General features: G+C 60.6%; 18 protein-coding genes. 11 read left to right on the plus strand and 7 right to left on the minus strand.

Annotated features, from left to right (window positions below):
* Positions 1-97 precede the first annotated feature (97 nt).
* From ACFWW2_RS18680 to ACFWW2_RS18690, 3 genes are all read left to right on the plus strand, one after another.
* Positions 98-757 (plus strand): sugar transferase, encoded by a 660-nt coding sequence (locus ACFWW2_RS18680; RefSeq protein WP_393930558.1) that lies wholly within the window; start codon positions 98-100, stop codon positions 755-757.
* A gap of 215 nt (positions 758-972) precedes the next feature.
* Complete coding sequence (locus tag ACFWW2_RS18685) at positions 973-1230, plus strand: hypothetical protein (protein ID WP_393930560.1); 258 nt, start codon at positions 973-975, stop codon at positions 1228-1230.
* Positions 1231-1233: 3 nt separating this feature from the next.
* Positions 1234-2850 carry a hypothetical protein gene (locus ACFWW2_RS18690; RefSeq protein ID WP_393930562.1) on the plus strand — a complete coding sequence of 539 codons (1617 nt, stop codon included), beginning with the start codon at positions 1234-1236 and terminating at the stop codon, positions 2848-2850.
* A 57-nt stretch (positions 2851-2907) separates the two neighbouring features.
* Here the strand turns inward: ACFWW2_RS18690 and ACFWW2_RS18695 are convergent, their stop codons facing one another.
* Positions 2908-4935 carry an AAA family ATPase gene (locus tag ACFWW2_RS18695; RefSeq protein ID WP_393930564.1) on the minus strand — a complete coding sequence of 676 codons (2028 nt, stop codon included), beginning with the start codon at positions 4933-4935 and terminating at the stop codon, positions 2908-2910.
* 131 nt (positions 4936-5066) lie between these two features.
* Between ACFWW2_RS18695 and ACFWW2_RS18700 the strand changes: the two genes are divergently transcribed.
* Genes ACFWW2_RS18700 through ACFWW2_RS18730 form a run of 7 tightly spaced genes read left to right on the plus strand, consistent with a single transcriptional unit; the run spans position 5067 to position 11566 of the window.
* Positions 5067-6323 (plus strand): lipopolysaccharide biosynthesis protein, encoded by a 1257-nt coding sequence (locus tag ACFWW2_RS18700; RefSeq protein WP_393930566.1) that lies wholly within the window; start codon positions 5067-5069, stop codon positions 6321-6323.
* A complete protein-coding gene (locus tag ACFWW2_RS18705) occupies positions 6320-7666 on the plus strand; it encodes an oligosaccharide repeat unit polymerase (protein ID WP_393930568.1) in 1347 nt (448 codons plus the stop codon). The genes ACFWW2_RS18700 and ACFWW2_RS18705 overlap by 4 nt, the downstream gene beginning before the upstream one ends.
* A 7-nt stretch (positions 7667-7673) precedes the next feature.
* A complete protein-coding gene (locus tag ACFWW2_RS18710; RefSeq protein WP_393930570.1) occupies positions 7674-8243 on the plus strand; it encodes an acyltransferase in 570 nt (189 codons plus the stop codon).
* Positions 8240-9376: a glycosyltransferase gene (locus ACFWW2_RS18715; RefSeq protein ID WP_393930572.1), complete on the plus strand. Its 1137-nt coding sequence runs from the start codon at positions 8240-8242 to the stop codon at positions 9374-9376. Before ACFWW2_RS18710 ends, ACFWW2_RS18715 begins: the two co-directional genes overlap by 4 nt.
* Positions 9373-9915 (plus strand): acetyltransferase, encoded by a 543-nt coding sequence (locus tag ACFWW2_RS18720; RefSeq protein WP_393930574.1) that lies wholly within the window; start codon positions 9373-9375, stop codon positions 9913-9915. The genes ACFWW2_RS18715 and ACFWW2_RS18720 overlap by 4 nt, the downstream gene beginning before the upstream one ends.
* Entirely contained in the window at positions 9912-10811 is a 900-nt protein-coding gene (locus ACFWW2_RS18725; RefSeq protein ID WP_393930576.1) for a glycosyltransferase family 2 protein, read from the plus strand. The genes ACFWW2_RS18720 and ACFWW2_RS18725 overlap by 4 nt, the downstream gene beginning before the upstream one ends.
* On the plus strand, positions 10808-11566 hold the full coding sequence (locus ACFWW2_RS18730) for a glycosyltransferase family 2 protein (RefSeq protein ID WP_393930578.1): 759 nt from the start codon (positions 10808-10810) through the stop codon (positions 11564-11566). The genes ACFWW2_RS18725 and ACFWW2_RS18730 overlap by 4 nt, the downstream gene beginning before the upstream one ends.
* On the opposite strand, the gene ACFWW2_RS18735 is transcribed toward ACFWW2_RS18730, so the two are convergent.
* The 5 genes from ACFWW2_RS18735 to ACFWW2_RS18755 form a co-directional block, all read right to left on the minus strand.
* Positions 11557-12498: a phosphatidate cytidylyltransferase gene (locus ACFWW2_RS18735; RefSeq protein ID WP_393930580.1), complete on the minus strand. Its 942-nt coding sequence runs from the start codon at positions 12496-12498 to the stop codon at positions 11557-11559. The two genes, ACFWW2_RS18730 and ACFWW2_RS18735, sit on opposite strands and share 10 nt — an antisense overlap.
* Complete coding sequence (locus ACFWW2_RS18740) at positions 12495-13136, minus strand: lysophospholipid acyltransferase family protein (protein WP_393930582.1); 642 nt, start codon at positions 13134-13136, stop codon at positions 12495-12497. Before ACFWW2_RS18740 ends, ACFWW2_RS18735 begins: the two co-directional genes overlap by 4 nt.
* A gap of 88 nt (positions 13137-13224) precedes the next feature.
* On the minus strand, positions 13225-13506 hold the full coding sequence (locus tag ACFWW2_RS18745; RefSeq protein WP_393930584.1) for a hypothetical protein: 282 nt from the start codon (positions 13504-13506) through the stop codon (positions 13225-13227).
* A 41-nt stretch (positions 13507-13547) separates the two neighbouring features.
* Entirely contained in the window at positions 13548-14228 is a 681-nt protein-coding gene (locus ACFWW2_RS18750; RefSeq protein ID WP_393930587.1) for a PspA/IM30 family protein, read from the minus strand.
* 101 nt (positions 14229-14329) lie between these two features.
* Entirely contained in the window at positions 14330-14929 is a 600-nt protein-coding gene (locus ACFWW2_RS18755; RefSeq protein WP_393930589.1) for a TetR/AcrR family transcriptional regulator, read from the minus strand.
* 126 nt (positions 14930-15055) lie between these two features.
* Between ACFWW2_RS18755 and ACFWW2_RS18760 the strand changes: the two genes are divergently transcribed.
* On the plus strand, positions 15056-15706 hold the full coding sequence (locus tag ACFWW2_RS18760; protein WP_393930591.1) for a hypothetical protein: 651 nt from the start codon (positions 15056-15058) through the stop codon (positions 15704-15706).
* Between the two features lie 74 nt (positions 15707-15780).
* Here the strand turns inward: ACFWW2_RS18760 and ACFWW2_RS18765 are convergent, their stop codons facing one another.
* The gene (locus ACFWW2_RS18765; protein ID WP_393930593.1) at positions 15781-17013 is read right to left on the minus strand and encodes a mandelate racemase/muconate lactonizing enzyme family protein; all 1233 of its coding nucleotides are present in this window, start codon (positions 17011-17013) and stop codon (positions 15781-15783) included.
* Between the last annotated feature and the right edge of the window lie 3 nt (positions 17014-17016).

Genomic DNA, 17016 nt, shown 5'->3' on the forward strand with positions numbered 1-17016 from the left:
ATTAAGGTCCCATTAACTGCAACTGTTTCAGGTTTGTTAACCATGCAGTGTCGTAAGGCATTGTTATTTCGTTAACTTTTGGGAAGAGGTTGCGACGATGCTGGACTTTCACACGTCCCTGATGGACGTTGATACGAGGGATGTGGGGTTTGCTGATGCTCCGCATGATTTACCACCGCGCACAGGCGCAAAGCAGTTTCTGGATGTGGTGGTTGCGATCATCCTTCTGGTGCTGCTTGCCATTGTTGCGGCTGTGCTGATCATGCTTAATCCGTTTTTCAACCGCGGCCCCCTGTGGTTTGTGCAGGAGCGGATGGGCTATCGGTGCCAACCGTTTGCCGCGATCAAGTTTCGTACCATGACTGCCCCGCGCGGTCCGGATCGCGGCGCGTTTGACGCGCTTGAGACAGAGCGGATCACGATGCTGGGCCGTTTCATGCGCAAAATCCGGCTGGATGAGTTGCCCCAGATCATCAATGTCCTGCGCGGTGAGATGAGCCTGATTGGCCCGCGCCCTGATGCCTATGACCATGCCAGGGTCTATCTGACTGCCATACCCGGTTATCGTCGCCGCCATGATGTGCTGCCGGGCATCAGTGGTCTGGCCCAAACCGAAGTCGGCTATGTCGATGGACTGGAGGGTGTCCGGCGCAAGGTTGATGCTGATCTGCGCTATATCGCTTCCCGCAGTTTCCGGTTGGAGTTGTGGATCGTCTGGCGGACCATTGTCGTTGTGCTGACCCGCCGGGGGGCCTAGACCCGTGCGATGGCTCTGTCCGTCACATGAACCGTGCTGAGCCTGTCGGTGGTGCAGGCCGCCGTGGAATGACCGGCGTTTGAGCGTTGACATGGGTGCGGATATGACCATCGTCTGAGGGCTGTTGCGCAGCCTCGACCCAGCGCACGCTGCCCCAAGTGATTGGTAAGCATGGCCCGCTAGTTATCAGGTTCAACCCGAATTTGGAGAACCCGATGCCTGATCCCTTTGATTCCGACTATGTGAACCTGACCTCGCCTGCCGTGGCGCATTATGTGGTGATCCCATCGGACGGTGCCGACCTGCCGGTGCGTCCACGGGCCTTGTATGTCAACGGTGCCGGTACGGCTGTCTTGCAGGACAAGGATGGTGAAAGCGTCAGCTATGAGGTGACTGCCGGCGCTGTGCTGACCCTGCGCCCCACCCGCGTTCTGGCGACCGGCACGACCGCCCAGCTTGTGGCGTGGTATTGATCCATGCTGGGTCTGACGCTTTCCCCCGGGGCCGCGCGGGGCGGGCAAGGCGCGCAACCACAGCCGTTGGCAAGCTTTTTCGCGCTCGGGGCCGGTCAGCATGTTGCCCTTGCCCAAGGCCCCGATGACAACGTATCGGTCTGGACCGAGATCGGTCCGGGCCATGCCGCCTGGATGAGTTTGGATGCCAATAGTGTCGCGACACGTTGGTCATGGCGCGAAACACTGGTGGCCGAGTTGCGCAATATCTATCCCGTTGGCGATCTGACATTGTCATCAGGCTGGTCGCAGCTGCAATCGTCAGGGTCCGGTCTGGCCGGCAGCTATACCGGTAATCGCGCGATCAGCACGTCGTCATTGACGGCGACCGCATCGGTGACCGTGGACCGTGCAGCGCCTTATGATGTCTGGATCCATTACACGGGCCGTACCAATGGCGGCTATGCCCGGGTGGATATTGACGGTGCCCAGACCCTTGTGACCGAGATTGATGATCCCGCAGCCTTGGGCTTTAAGGCATTTCCCACCTATGCGTCTGTCGATTTGCAGCGCCGCCAGTCGGTCAAGATTGCCACTGGTCTGACCGGCGCCCATGAGATCACGATCAGCAATGGGGGTGCGGCCACCCCCGGCGGCAATGCGATCCTGATCGAAGCTGTGGCGATTTCCGCCAGCCTTGCCGACCCGCGTATTCTGCCACCGATCTGGCAGCCCGGTACGGCCTATGAGATGGGGGACGAGGTGCAGTTGGGTGGCCTTTATTATTCGGCGCGGGGCAATGGTGTCAGCGGGACAACTGGCCCGACCCATACCGGTGGCATCGCCTCTGACGGGGCGCTGGACTGGCGCGTAGACAATCGTCCGACCTATCCGAAATTTGTGGCGATCGACTATGCGTCAGAGCGCGAATATGCCGCCCGGGTCAATGTGGGCGGGTCCGCAACCGAGATTGGTGGCCAGACCCATGGGAACGAGGCCCTGCAAAGCCGCACGATCACACTGGATGACGCGTCATGGGTGCCGCAGGCGACGGGCAATGGCCTGAGCGTGGGCAGCGCGGTTGCCATCGTCGAAACGACAGAGTGGCAGACCGACACCGGCGCTCCGTTGGCCGATTGTATCCTCAACCGCACGGTCACACCCGGTGCGGTGTTTCACAGCGTCGATGTGGTTGGCACGGGGGCCACGGCCACGTTCGAATGGCTCTATGCCGGTATGCTGCCCATGGTGGCCTGGGATGGCGAAAGCCGCAGCGTCGTTGCGCAGACGGTTGAGGTTGCGGGCAGTGTTCCGGTTGTGCTGTCCGATTACGAAGGGGTCAATCCACCCAATGTCGACTTTGCCGGTGCAGACCGCATCGGCATGACGGCTGATGTTGATGGCGGCACCCTGCGCTATGGGCATGAGGCTGGTGCGCTGGCGGTGCCCGGCAATATCGTCAGCCAGTTCGATGCGTTTCTGCGGCCAAATCTGAACGCGACAGTATCTGGTGGCGGTCTGGACTGGCAGGCCAAGGCCTATATCACCGGTGATGCGGGTGGCGGATTGACGATTGGCACTGGCGACAGCTTAGGCTTTTTCAGCCGTCATGTGATGCGGGTTGACCAACCCGCGTCCTGACGAACCACAGTATTGAGCCGCCCGGGATGATCGGGCGGCTCTTACCGTGCATACACTTCAGTTCTGATAATGGAGTTGCCCGTGGGCTGCCATGGGCACCGCACCGTAGCGCCGCATGCGCCGGATATCGACCTGACCCAGCACCATACCGGTGATCGGCGCACGTATTTCTGCGAGGGCCCGTTGCCCTGCCAGAACAAGGCGCTTGTCCGTATTTTCCCAACGCACCGCATAAAGCACCGCATCCGCATGCTGCGCTAGCAGCCGCGTGTCGGGTACTGGTAGCACCGGTGGGGCGTCAATGATGATGAAATCATAGCGTTCCCGCACCTGATCTATGAAAGCGGCAAAACCGGGCCCGGCAAACAGGTCGGCCGGGTTATGTCGCATCGTCTGGCCGGGCAAGACGTCGGCAGGCAAGCGCGGGTCGCGGGCGATGGCGTCCTCCAGCAGGATTTCCCCCATAACAACCTGCCCCAGATCGCCTCCCTGACATTGCAGATGGGTGCCAAAGCTGGGTTGCCGCATATCCGCCTCGACCAGCAGGACGGATTTCCCGAGGCTGACGAGGTTATGGGCGAGGGCGATGGATTGGGTGGTTTTGCCTTCGCCCGGCACGCTGGAGGTCGACAGGACGACCTGCGGCACCTTACCCGGATCAGCCAGCAACAGCGATGTGCGCAGGTTGCGCATGGCCTCGGCCAGGGTGGATGTGGGTTTGGCGTTCAGGTAATCCAGCAAGGCCGCGGGTTTACGCAGTTTGACGCGCGGGATCTGCGCCAGAACCGGCACATCCGTGGCATCGGCCAATCCGTCTGCGCCGCTGAACCCTTTGCGCATCGCCTGCCGTCCCAGAACCAACGACACCCCAAGCGCCATGCCAAGCATCGCCGCGATCAGCAGGATCAACATTTTGCGCGGCGCGACGTATTTGCCGGGGGCGGCAAAGGCCAGAATGCGGCTATCGGCCTGGCCGAGACCGCGTTGCACATTCGTATGTTGCAGCCGCGCCAGAAACGCCTCGTAAAGCACGCGTGTTGCCTCGGCCTCACGGCGCAATTGCTGCAGCCGTACCATGGTTGCGGACTGCGCGGCCAACTGGCTGTTGACGCCGGACTGAAAGGTTTCCAGCGCCGCTGCCTGATCGGTGTAATGCCGGATATCGGCCAGCACACGTTGGCGCGCGGGCTGGCTGGCCGGGGTGACGGCTGCGTCGAAACTGGTCAGCTTGACCTCGGCCTCTTGCAAGGCGCGCCGGATATCCAGCAGACGTTCCTGTGCTTCGATGGATTGGCGGCTGAGCGTGTCGAGCGTGGCTGCATCACTGGCCCGGTTGGCCATGATGATATCGTTGACGGCGGTTTCCTTGGCTTCCAGTTCCAGTTGCAGCGCGTAGACCCGATCGGACAGCCAATTGAATGCGGTTTCGGTTGCCGCCTGCTTTGCGGCCACCTGGTCGGCCAGATAAAGCCGGGCGAGCGTGTCAGCGATCCGGGCGGACATGTCAGCGTCGCCTGTCGTGACCGTGATCCGGAAAACATAGGTGTCGCGCAGCTTGTCCACCGACAGGGCAGCGGCAAGGTTATCAACCGTCTTGTCCAGAATGGCGGCGTCATCAGGCGGTGCCGCGACCGTACCGCTCAGCAGGTTGCGCGCCCGTGTGCGTATGCCCGTTACGGACCATGGCGCGACGGGGGTCAGATACCGGTTAAAGGCGGGATCGGTTGTCAGATCCAGTTCATGCACCATGCGTTCCAGCAGGTGGCGCGATCGCAAGACGGCGACCTCCGTATTCAGGCTGCTTTGGTCGGTCGGGGGATTGGCAAGGGTCTGATCCAGGTCCAGACCGGGCGAAAATGTTGTCTCGATCTTAAGGGTTGTGACGGCCGCGAACCGTGGTTGGGCGATAGCAAAAGCATAGTAAGCCGCGGCCAGAAGGGCGAGGATCGTGCAGCCCGCGATCAGGCTTTTGCCATACCAGAGCGACCGCAAAAGCCCCATGATATCAAGAGGTTCGATGCGCTCAATCTCGATCGCGGACAGGTTTGGTACCTTCAGGGTCTTGTCGTCGACCAGTTTTGCCATGGGTGGTGCTGCCTTCGTTACGTCGACCTCAATCCACCACAGAGGGGTTAACCTTAAATTAATCACAATGAATGACGACTGAAGCGATCCGGCACGTGGTTAACAGCGCGCCATCCAGAGCTTCGAGGGTCATGACCGCATCGGTTTTCAAAGGATTGACGAAAGGAAGCGCGGCCCCGGCGATGCTGCTGCGCGCCGGTATCGTTGCGGTCAATTTCGCCGTCATGCTGGGGCTGGCCGCGCTGCTTGGGCTTGCAGATTTTGGCCGTCTGGCGGTGATCTGGGGGCTGGCGCTGGTGTTCTCCAGCATCATCGCCGCTGGTGCCCCGCTTTTGCTGTTGCAGGCCCTGTCCGACGGTGGACGGTTGACGGGCCGGGCGCTGGCGCAGCACGTGATCGTCTATCCGCTGGTGCTGGTGGCGATCGGCTTGATCGCGCTGCCTGCCCTGTTTGCGACGCTGCCATGGGTGCCGATTTTTGTGGCTGCTTTCGGCATTCATCTGGTCAGTTGTTTGGCCAGCATCATGCGCGCGCTTGGCTCGGTCCATGTGTCGATGGCGTTGCGTGATGCGGGGCCGCAGCTGGCCCTTGGGATGGGCGCGATACTGGCAATGGGCCACAGCAATGTACTTGAGATCACCGCTGTCGTTCTGGCTGTTGTTGCTGGTCTGGCTGCCATCTGGTGTTGGCGGCAGCCCGCATGGCCGACCATCATCCATCGGTCGGGCCGTGCCGCGCGGATGCCGTTTGGCCTGTGGGGCACATCGGTTTTGGGTATGGCGCTGGCGCAGGTCGATATCATCATCGGCGGCGCGTTTCTGACCGATGGGCAAACCGGGCTTTATGCGTTGCTGCGCCGGATCACCAATCTGGTGGCCTTGCCGGTCAGCGTGGCAACATGGGTCACATCGGTTCCCGTCGCAGCGGCCCATGGCAAAGGTGACCGGGCCCGCCTGGCGCACGCCAGCGCCAATGGCAGCCGGATCGCGCTTATCCCTGGGTTGGTCTTATGTGCGGTGGCGTTGGCCGGTTTGGCGACTACGCAACTCCCCGGTTTGCGGGTATGGGGGGCAGAGGGCGATCTGGTATTCCTGATCCTGCTGGCAGGGGCATTGGTGCAGGTCGGTTTTGCCGCGACCTTCACCGTCGCAACCTTATGCGGGCTGGCCCATTTCGCCGCTATCGCCCGGCTGGGCAGCATCATCGCCTATCTGGGGCTGGTTGGGCTGATACCGGTCTTCAGTCCTGTCACAAACGCGGCCGCCTACGCGATGGCCATGGCGCTGGGCAGTGTCGGCTTGTGGGTCATCGTCCTACGCCGCCTCGGTATCGACACATCCTTTTTCGCCTTGATCACCGCCCGCACCGCAAGTTGGAGGCCGTCGTGATCATACTTCTGGCCCTTCTTTGCACGGCAGTCCCTTTCATGTTGGGGCAACGTTACGGGCTGGTGCGGCTGGTATCGCCGATGCATCTGGTGGCATATTTCTGCTTTTTCGGCTTTCTGCTCAAGGTGGTGGTTTACGCGGCAAGACCTGAACTGGCATTCTATCGGCGCTTTGTCGAAAACCCGTGGGGGGATCAATTGGGCGCCATCTATCTGGCGCTGTTCATATTGCTGCTTTGTGCGGGCTACCGGGTTGCCTGCCGGGCAAGCCGCCGGGCGGATATGATTGTCGCGGCGCGGCTGGTATCCGCCGGGATCACACGCAAGGGCAGTCTGTTTGTTGTGGCGCTGGGGGTGGCGTTGGCGACGATCATCGTGATTCTGCGGGCACGCGGTGCGACAGGGCTGGACCTTGCCTTGCTGACATCGCTGAACACCGCCAAGCAGATCAATGTCGATGCCAACGGGATCGGCGCGACGCTGGCCGGGATCAAGACCTTTTTCATCATCCCGAAATTCGCCTTTGTCCTGCTTTTGGCCAGTGCGATAGCCACCGGGCAGCGCCGGGTGATGCTGCAGGCGGGGTTGTTGGGGCTCTTGCTGATCGTGATCGCCCTGATTTCGGGTGACCGTTTTGAACTGGTTGAACTGTCGGTCTTTGCGCTGGTCGTGTATATGATGCTGGGTGGCCGGTTGAACCTGCGGCTTCTTGCGTTCGGCGCGCTTGCCTTGGTCCTGCTGGGCGGTGTGTCGGCCTATATGACCCAATTGCGGCTGGGGGGCGGGCCGGTTTGGGCGGCGCTGGCCGACCAGGTTGTTGGCTCAACCTATTTTCTGGACATCAATGCGGCCATCATGGTCACCGACCGGGTCACGCCGCCCGATCTGCTGCTTGGCCAAAGCTATACCTGGTGGTCATTCGGCTGGGTGCCGCGCGGCATCTGGCCGGACAAGCCTGCCATCGACCTTGGCGTGTTTTTCAAGCGCGACATCATGGGCGTGCATACCGGCGGCGCATTCAACGTCACTGGCCCGGGCGAGGCGTTTATCAATTTCGGCTGGGCTGGTATTGGCATCGGGTTCGTACTGGGCTGGGCCTATCGCAAGGGCGAGGTGGCGTTGCTGTCGGTCCGTGGCACGTTCCGGCATGGGACCTGCCTGCTTTATCCGATCCTGTTCTATCCCTTCGTGCAGGCCACCCTGCAATCATCTTTCAGCGCCTTCATCGTGGGGGCAGCGGCGCAGTTTGTGCTGCTGGCTGTGATGATCTGGGTCTTTGTGGCCCGCTACAGCCTTTGGATACCGTCCCACACCAGAAACCGGAGCCTGCTTCATGTTGCCTAACCTCTTGTTGAAAAATCTTTATTGGGCATTGCGCATCTGCGGTGCCATCTGTCGCCGGGTCGGCATGATGGGGGCGACCCGGCTGCATCAGGCGACGCTCGCCTCGGTCGGGCCGGGGTCGCGGTTTCAGGCGGGCGTGCGTTTTGCGCAGCCCCGCACCGTCAGTATCGGGGATGAGTGTTATTTCTGGCGCGGTTGCAATGCCTCGGCCGAGGTGGCGGATGCACCGCTGATCATCGGCGACCGGGTACAGGTCAACAAAGATGTGCATCTGGACACGACCGGGGGGCTGACCCTGGGCAGCAGGGTTCTGATTTCGGAAGGGGCGGTGATCTATACCCATGATCACGGGCTTGATCCGCGTGCGGCCCCGCAGATGATGCCCAAGACTATTGCTGACGATGCCTGGATCGGCATGCGCGCAATCATCATGCCGCAATGCCGCCGGATCGGACGTGGTGCGGTGATCGGGGCGGGGGCAATTGTAGTCCATGATGTGCCGCCGGGGGCCATTGTCGCAGGCAATCCGGCGCGGGTCATCGGCCAAAAACCACTTTTGGCAGAGGTGGCGGCATGAAGATCCTGCATGTTGTGCCCTCGTTCTATCCGGCGATCAAATGGGGCGGGCCGATCCGGTCGACCAAGGCGATTTGCGATGGTGTGGCGGGTTTGCCTGATATGTCAGTGCGGGTGCTGACAACCGATGCGGCGAGCCCGGACCGGGGTGATCGAGCCGGTCCGGCCGCTCTGCCCTATCCGGTGCATTACGCCCGCAGGCGGGCCGGACATGCGATTGCGCCGGGCCTGCTTGCGCGCCTGCCGGGTGCTGTCGCCTGGGCGGATGTGGTGCATCTGACCGCCACCTACAGTTTCCCGACCTTGCCGACCTTGGCACTGGCCCGCGCCATGGGCCGCCCAGTCGTCTGGTCGCCCCGCGGTGCGCTGCAGGCCACTGCAGACTGGGCCGACGCCCCGCGCAAACGCGCCAAGCATTTGTTCGAACGGGCCGCGCAGGTCCTGCGCCCGCGCGACACGGTTCTGCATGTCACCTCAACTGCCGAGGCGGCGCAGAGCGTCGCGCGCCTGCCCGGCATCACAACGGCTCTTGTCCCCAACGCGGTGGATATCCCCGCGCTGAACTTGCGCCCGATGCCGCCGGACACCCGCTTGCGGCTGCTTTATTTGGGCCGGCTTCATCCCAAGAAGGGGCTTGATCTGCTGTTTGACACTATGGCGAAACTGCCCAGGGATGTGGTGCTGGATGTCTATGGCACCGGCGCGCCCGACTATACCGCCACGTTGCACAGACGCGCTGCGCAATCGGGGGGGCGCATCACCTTGCATGGCCATGTCGAAGGGGCGGCCAAGGCCCGCGCATTTGCGGCCGCAGATATCTTTGTCCTGCCCAGCCATTCCGAGAACTTCGGGATCGCCGTGGCCGAGGCGCTGGCCCATGCGCTGCCAGTCATCACCACGACAGGCACGCCATGGCAGGATCTGGATCATCAGGGTTGCGGGCGATGCATTGACCTTCATCGTGCTGATCTGGCAGCGGAAATCATGGATCTGGCAGGCGCGGACCTGCGCCGCATGGGGGTGACCGGGCGCGACTGGATGCGCCGCGATTTCTCAACAGATGCGATGGTTAGTGCGTTTGCTAAGCTTTATCGCGACCTTACCGCCCATCCACAAGACCCGGTGCTGGCATGACCGCGCGCGTGGATGTCAGCGCCAATCGGGCGCGGCGCGAGTGGGGCCACCGCGCCCAAATCGCCCGCATCCTCTGGGGCTTGTGCTATCCGCTGTTCCGGCTTAGCCCGCGACCGTTCTGGGCCTGGCGAGTCTGGTTGTTACGCTGTTTTGGGGCGGAGATCGGCAGAGGCGTCCATATCCACCCGACCGTCCGGATCACGATCCCCTGGCATCTGCGCGTTGATGATCAGGCCGCGGTAGGCGACCAAGTGATCCTTTACGCGCTGGGGCATATCCATATCGGCGCGCGCGCCACCGTGTCCCAGAACGCGCATCTTTGCGCGGGCAGCCATGACCTGTCGGACCCGGCACGCGCCTTGGTCCGTTCCCCGATCAGCATAGGCGCAGATGCGTGGGTCTGTGCAGATGCCTTTGTCGGTCCCGGTGTGCGGATCGGGGCAGGGGCGGTACTGGGGGCACGGGCTGTGGCGATGAAGGACCTGCCAGCCGGTCAAACCGGGGTGGGCAATCCGATGCAGATCAAGGAGCGATCATGACCGATATCACCGTCATCATCCTCACCCGGGACGAGGCGCGCCATATCACCCGCGCCATCGCTTCGGTGCGGGGATTTGCGCAGCGGGTGCTGGTGGTGGATAGCGGGTCAACAGATGACACCGTGACGCTGGCGCATGGGGCAGGGGCCGAAGTTCTGCAGCATCCCTGGACCACCCATGCGGCCCAATTCAACTGGGCGCTGGATCAGATCGCGGATGATCCGGGCTGGGTGCTGCGGCTTGATGCGGATGAATATGTGACAGCCGATGTGGCCGCGCAGATCACCGCAGGCCTGCCCGATGTGACAGGCCTTTATGTGAACCGGCGCATTCACTTCATGGGCCAGCCTGTGCGCCATGGTGGCGTCTTTCCCGTCCCCATCCTGCGGCTGTTTCGCAATGGATCTGGCCGGTGCGAGGATCGCTGGATGGATGAACATATCGTCGTCGACGGACCGACCGCGCGGCTGAAAGGCGAAATCGTCGATGACAATCACAAACCGCTGGATTGGTGGATTGCCAAGCATAACGGCTATGCCAGTCGTGAAGTGGTGGATATCCTGAACCGGGAATATGGATTGATCGCTGGAACCCGGCAACGGGGGGCAAAACGCTGGATCAAGGATCATCTTTATGGTCGGCTGCCGGGCGGGGCGCGGGCCGGGGTCTATTTCGCCTACCGGTATTTTTTGCGGCTTGGTATGCTGGATGGGCCGCAGGCGCGGGCCTTTCATGTGCTGCAGGGGTTCTGGTACCGGTATCTGGTTGATGCCAAGCTGGGTGAAGTGCGCCGCCATATGGCTGATACGGGGGCGGCCCCGCGTGATGCAATCCGGGAAGTTCTTGGGATCGACATCGCTCCGACGCCGGTCATCCCTGCAAAGGCGGCTGCATGAAAATCTCGGTCGTGACAGCGGTGATGAATGGGGGCGATGCCTTGCCGCGTGCGCTGGACAGCCTGAAGTCCCAGACTCACCCGGATATCGAACATGTGGTGCAGGATGGCGGTTCGACGGACGGCACGCTGGACTACTTGCGGGCCAACGGACACCGGAACATGGCGCTGCTATCAACCCCCGACACCGGGATCTATGACGCAATCAACAAAGGTATTTCGCGTGCCACGGGTGACGTGGTCGGACTGCTGCATGCCGATGACTATCTGGCCGCACCCGACGTGCTGGCGCGTGTGGCAGAGGCGATGAAAAACCCGGATATCGACGGGGTCTATGGTGATCTGGAATATGTGGCCCGGGCCGACCACAGGCAGGTGATCCGCTATTGGAAGGCGGGCGAATATGCAGTGGCGCGGCTCAGGCGCGGCTGGATGCCACCGCACCCAACGCTTTACCTGCGCCGCACGGTGTTCGAACGGGCCGGGCTTTACGATACCAGCTACCGGATTTCGGGCGACTATGACGGGATGCTGCGGTGGTTGACGACCGGGCAGATCAGACTGGGATATATCCCTCATGTCATGGTCCGCATGCAGATCGGCGGGGCCAGCAACAAATCATTCGCCCAGATGCTGCGCAAAAGCCGCGAGGATTACCGCGCGATCCGGCGTCACAAGGTCGGCGGTATGGGCACGCTGCTGGCCAAGAACCTGTCCAAGCTGCCGCAATTCGGGGCGCGCCCGCCTCACGTATAGAAATACCGGGTGAAGTGGTAAAAGATCGGGGCGGCAAAGATCACGCTGTCCAGTTGGTCAACAAACCCGCCCTGACCGGGGATCAGATGCGACCAGTCCTTGACGCCACGCTCGCGCTTGATCGCGGCAAAGACAAGGCTGCCCAGCATGCCCACCAGTGAGGCGACACCAGCCATCGCCATGGCCCCGAACAGGCCAAAGGGCGTGATCCAGTTCAGCAATCCACCGATCAGCATCGCGCTGACCACACCGCAGGCGACCCCTTCCCAGGTCTTGGGGGACAGACCCGGGGCAATGCGGGTCTTACCGATGCGGCGGCCAAAGAAATACTCCAGCAAATCGCCCAACTGCACAACCATGACCAGAAAGGCGATCATCAGCACCGCCCGGTCTTGATAGCCGTCAATATCCAGCGTCATCAACGCAGGCACATGGCTGACGCAAAAGACTGCAATCATCAGACCCCATTGCGTTTCGGCAACGCGGGCCAAGAACCTTTCAGAGTTACCGCGCAAGGCCGACACAATTGGCAGTAGCAGGAACGCATAAACCGGGATGAAAACGGTATAAAGCCCGTCCCAGCCAAAGCCGACAAAGATGTACTGCAAGGGCAGCACCACAAAGAACCCCAGCGCGAGCGAGATATGATCCGCCTGCGCCTTTGTTGTCAGGGTCAGGAACTCGCGCAGGGCGGCGAAAGACGTCAAGGCAAACAGCAACATCACACCGTGACGGCCCAGAAGCAGGGCAATCCCGACAAAGGCGACCATGCCCCACCAGCTTTGCACGCGGGTCATGTAGGTATCCAGCACGGGGTTGTTGAAACCCGGTTCTTCGCGGGCGCGTAAAACCTCGCCCACAAAGGTCAGGGCAAACAGGATGCCGAAACTTCCGAACGCCAGCAGCAGGATATCACTTGTGGTTTCGTTCATGACCGATCCTCCGGTGCCAGGGCGGCGAGCGCGTCGGACGCGCGTTTGAGGAAATCATCCTTGCTTTCGCCCTCCTGCACATGGATCGGCGCGCCGAAGGTTACGGTGCAGATCAGGGGCAGGGGGATCACCTCGCCCTTGGGCATGATCGTGTTCAGGTTGGCAACCCATGTGGGCACCAGATCGACATGCGGCCGTGCGACGCCCATGTTGTAAAGGCCCGCCTTGAAGGGCAGCAGCAGATCATCGGTCATGTTCCGGTTGCCCTCGGGAAAGATGATCAGGGATGATCCTTCGTCAAGGGCGGCGATGATCTTGTCCATCGGCTTGTCCTTGACCTCGGGCCGCCGGTCGACCAGCACGCAGTTGAATACCTCTGGGCCGACAAAGGCACGGATCTTGTTTTTCAGCCAGTAGTCGGCGGCAGCCACGGGCCGCACGGTCCGCCGCATGGCAGGTGGCAGGCAAGCCCAGATCATGGGCATATCGCCGTTACTCGTGTGGTTGGCAAAATAGACCCGCTGTTTCGGAACCGGTTCGATCCCCTGCCAGTCTGCACGGACAGCCGTGATCGCGCGGGCAAAGATGCGGATGGACTGGCCAACGATACGGGCGGCAAACTGGCGAAGATACTTCATGGGATCAACTTTGACGAAGCGAGCGGTGTTTGAAAAGAGAGAACCCCACCCGTGACGATCACGGGCAGGGTTCGGGGGAGGGACCTGTTTAGGCTTTGTCGTCGCCAATATAGTCCGACAGCAGCTTTTCGTTCTTGGCGTCCTCGATCCGCTGGATGCGGTCCTCGGACATCTTGTCGTCGAAGCGGTATTTGACAAAGTTGACCAGAGCCAGCGTCAGCATCAGAACGGCCATGCCCCAAAAGCCCTTGGTTGACAGTGGCACTTCCGTCGACAGCCAGAGAGAGATACCGAGCATTCCGTAAGCCACGGCGACACCTGCGCCATTGACGAACATGATCAGTGAGTTGTCGGATTTCGTTACAGCCATTTTTCTATTCCTTTGAATGCGTATTGTCTTGGTTTGTGGGGTTACTTCTTGCTGGCCTTCAGGCGGGCCAGAACATCGTCAGCGGTGGACCGGGTTGCAGCGCCAAAGCCAGCATCGGCCATCCGATCAGTCAGCGTGTCATTGTTCAGGTCGCGGTTGATATCGGCCAGAATTTCGCTGCGCTCGAACGGGTCATCCTTGCCCAACACTCGGGAAATCAGCTCTTCGGCCTCTTCCACGCTGCCCGATGTGACGCCAGTGCGCGACATCTGCATCTGGATATTCTGTTCGCGGCGCACGGCCCGGGCCTGAATAGCACCCTGTTTGAGGTCGATGATCCGGCGGTGACCGCTTTCGATGGATGACCGCAGGCGCATCACCTTCTGGTCCAGACGGTCCAGCGTTTCGGTCCGCACGGTCAGTTCGTTTTCCATCGACGCGATGGCACGGGCAGCCTCGGCGGCCATATCCTCGCGGTCATTGTCCAGCGCTTCCTTGGCGCGCTTGGTCAGATCGGTGATCCGCGATTTCAACGCACTGTGCTGCTTCTGCTCAGACCGCTGGCGCTGGATCAGGCTGGCCAGTGTGGCCTTGGCGGCACGCAGGCTGTTTTCGCTTTCGCGGATTTTCTGGTCAATCAGTTCAATCGCAAAGGCGTCGCGCACGCGGTCTTCGGCCCGTGCATTCTGCCCATGGATCAGGGTGGCGAGTGTCTTGAACATTGGTGTCTCTCCGTTTCACTTCAGTGTGTGAACACTGTTCATGAAATAGAGATAGCAATTAGTGACCTACCGATCAAGAGAAAAAATGAACAACGTTCAAATTATTTTCGAGAGGCCGTCAACTGCCTTAAAACAAGGGCGATCATGCGGTCTATATCGTGGGAGGGCACGCCAGCGCTGGCCTCATCCAGCCCCAAAAGCACGATTCCATGCACCGATGAGAACAGCGCCCGGGTCAAAAGCGCATGTTCCTGAGAATCGCGATCCGGAAAAATCACCGCCAGCGGGTCTGAGATATAGGTAAAGAGCCGCCCCATTTCTTCCAGATACCAGTCGGGCGCCGCTTCGCCCGGGGCGCGTTCCACATCAAACAACGCCCGCCAGCTTTGGTGGTTTTCCGCAGCAAAGCGATGATAGGCCTGCGCCATGACCACCAGTTGTTCCACCGGGTCCTGCGGGGCATCGGCCAGGGCTTCGGCGACATCCGCGCCCAAGCGGTGGAACGTCCGGGCGTTTACAGTCAGCACCAGATCGGTCAGATCGCCAAAGACGTTATAGATGGCACCAACAGCACATCCCGCCTCAGACGCCAGATCGCGGGCGCGCAAAGCGCCCAGCCCGTGGTCCGCAATCGTCCGCTCTGCAATCAAAACCAAATTCTCACGCAACGCCGCGCGCCGCTCTGCCACTTTACCTGCCATGTCACCCTCAGTTGAACGTAGTTCAGTTATAGGAGAGGATTTTCAAGATGGGAAGAGTGGCGTAGATGGCGGCTTCGCGGACAATCTGGACTTGAGTTCTGATCTCGATAGACTGATGTTAGCGAGATGTCTCTCAATCAACTCTATAAGTCTGCTTGTATTGTTTCGCTCCTAATCAGCGCCTTTCCAGCCAATGTGCACTCAGAGCCAACAGGTTTTTTCCCGTCTGTTCGAATTCATGAAGACGATGGAGTTCTAGGTGAGTATGAACTGCGCGTGGTTGGCTGCTCTTTCGAAATATCAAGGTACACCCCGTCGCGGGCGGCACCTCGCTGGATTCTCAAGACGCTCTTTGATCTCTCGTATTATGACACGAGCTTAAGTCGTGTGAACGCTCCTTATCCAGATAGTCGACTCTCATCTCGACACACCGTTGTCTGGTTCGCTGATGTTATATCTGACGCTGATCTTGAACATGTGAACATCCCTTTACGGGATGCTCGTCTATCTCTCGCCGAGCGTCGAAATATTGATACGGTCGCAGCACGAGAAAAACAGGCTCGGTTAGGAGAGTTGCTCGCTGAGATCGAAGCCGGAAACTTTGGCGCATTTGCGGGCGAAAATCATACAGTATCTTACAATGTGCAGGGGGAAGACCTTGAACTAGTTGGTGTTTGGGTTCCCAGAGCATTTCACCTCCCCGTCGAACGCGAAGATGCGCGGCAACTCATTAGTGAAATGAATACCTATCGGTTGGAGCACTGCCTTGAACGCTGAGTGACTTGAGTCGTTAAGGGCTCAAACCAGACGTTAAACCCGTCGCGCTCAACGTGTGCAAGTGTCCTTTTTCATTACTCCATCTTCACCGGCGCACCACCCGCAAAACTGTTCACCTCGGAATAACTGATCGGCTCTTCCTGCATCTGCAAGTGCAGCCCGTCTCCTTCATAGGGATGCGCGCGGGCCAGATCCTCATCGAAATCAATCCCCAGCCCCGGAGCGGTCGGCACCGGGATATAGCCATCCTCGACCGTGATTGATCCCTTGATCAGGTCGTGATGAAACGGCGTCTCGATCGTTTCGGCCATCAGGATATTCGGGATCGACGCGGCCAGTTGCACATTCGCCGCCCATTCCACCGGCCCGGCATAAAGATGCGGCGCCATTTGGGCGTTGTGGACTTCAGCCAACGCCGCAATCTTCTTGGTTTCCCAGATACCGCCAGCCCGTCCAAGCGCCGGCTGCAGGATCGTGGCCGCGCCCTGCCGCAGGATTTCGGCAAATTCCGCCTTGGTCGTCAGCCGCTCGCCGGTGGCCACGGGGATACGTACCGCCGCGGCCACCTTGGCCATCTCGGCCACATTGTCTGGCGGGATCGGTTCTTCGTACCAAAGCGGGCTGTAGGGCTCTAACGCCTGACCCATGCGGATCGCCCCCGCGGTGCTGAACTGCCCATGCGTGCCGAAAAGCAGATCGGCGCGGTCGCCAACCGCCTCACGGATCGCCTTGCAGAACGCCACCGACAGGGAGATATCATGCATCGACGGCATATGCCCGCCGCGGATGGTGTAGGGGCCTGCCGGATCGAATTTGACAGCCGTATAGCCCTTTTCGACCATATCCACTGCGACCTCGGCGGCCATATCGGGACTGGCCCAGAAGGCGGGCAGGGGGTGCGACGGCCGGGGATAAAGATAGGTATAGGCGCGGATGCGGTCATTCATCCGGCCCCCGATCAGGGCATGGACCGGGCGGTCACGGTTCTTGCCCAAGATATCCCAGCATGCGATCTCCAGCCCCGACCAGGCGCCAATCACCGTCAGGTCCGGACGCTGAGTGAAGCCTGCGGAATAGACCCGGCGAAACATCAATTCGATGTCTTCAGGGTTTTGGCCCGCCATGTGGCGTTCGAACACATCCTTGATGACGGCTGTCATCGCCTCTGGCCCGACCGAGGACGCGTAGCATTCGCCGTAACCCACAATGCCGGTATCCGTCGTCACCTTGGGAATGATCCAATAGCGCCCGCCCCAGCCTGGGGCCGGAGGTGCAGTGACAATCACATCAAGATCGGCGAGTTTCATATG

Origin of the sequence: Yoonia sp. R2-816 (assembly GCF_046762905.1) — a bacterium.
Lineage (GTDB): Bacteria > Pseudomonadota > Alphaproteobacteria > Rhodobacterales > Rhodobacteraceae > Yoonia.

Bases quoted from the DNA above. Each gene is read 5' to 3' on its own strand.
- ACFWW2_RS18680 (WP_393930558.1), top strand. From the start codon at position 98: ATGCTGGACTTTCACACGTCCCTGATGGACGTTGATACGAGGGATGTG.
- ACFWW2_RS18685 (WP_393930560.1), top strand. From the start codon at position 973: ATGCCTGATCCCTTTGATTCCGACTATGTGAACCTGACCTCGCCTGCC.
- ACFWW2_RS18690 (WP_393930562.1), top strand. From the start codon at position 1,234: ATGCTGGGTCTGACGCTTTCCCCCGGGGCCGCGCGGGGCGGGCAAGGC.
- ACFWW2_RS18695 (WP_393930564.1), bottom strand. From the start codon at position 4,935: ATGGCAAAACTGGTCGACGACAAGACCCTGAAGGTACCAAACCTGTCC.
- ACFWW2_RS18700 (WP_393930566.1), top strand. From the start codon at position 5,067: ATGACCGCATCGGTTTTCAAAGGATTGACGAAAGGAAGCGCGGCCCCG.
- ACFWW2_RS18715 (WP_393930572.1), top strand. From the start codon at position 8,240: ATGAAGATCCTGCATGTTGTGCCCTCGTTCTATCCGGCGATCAAATGG.
- ACFWW2_RS18720 (WP_393930574.1), top strand. From the start codon at position 9,373: ATGACCGCGCGCGTGGATGTCAGCGCCAATCGGGCGCGGCGCGAGTGG.
- ACFWW2_RS18725 (WP_393930576.1), top strand. From the start codon at position 9,912: ATGACCGATATCACCGTCATCATCCTCACCCGGGACGAGGCGCGCCAT.
- ACFWW2_RS18730 (WP_393930578.1), top strand. From the start codon at position 10,808: ATGAAAATCTCGGTCGTGACAGCGGTGATGAATGGGGGCGATGCCTTG.
- ACFWW2_RS18735 (WP_393930580.1), bottom strand. From the start codon at position 12,498: ATGAACGAAACCACAAGTGATATCCTGCTGCTGGCGTTCGGAAGTTTC.
- ACFWW2_RS18740 (WP_393930582.1), bottom strand. From the start codon at position 13,136: ATGAAGTATCTTCGCCAGTTTGCCGCCCGTATCGTTGGCCAGTCCATC.
- ACFWW2_RS18745 (WP_393930584.1), bottom strand. From the start codon at position 13,506: ATGGCTGTAACGAAATCCGACAACTCACTGATCATGTTCGTCAATGGC.
- ACFWW2_RS18750 (WP_393930587.1), bottom strand. From the start codon at position 14,228: ATGTTCAAGACACTCGCCACCCTGATCCATGGGCAGAATGCACGGGCC.
- ACFWW2_RS18755 (WP_393930589.1), bottom strand. From the start codon at position 14,929: ATGGCAGGTAAAGTGGCAGAGCGGCGCGCGGCGTTGCGTGAGAATTTG.
- ACFWW2_RS18760 (WP_393930591.1), top strand. From the start codon at position 15,056: ATGTCTCTCAATCAACTCTATAAGTCTGCTTGTATTGTTTCGCTCCTA.
- ACFWW2_RS18765 (WP_393930593.1), bottom strand. From the start codon at position 17,013: ATGAAACTCGCCGATCTTGATGTGATTGTCACTGCACCTCCGGCCCCA.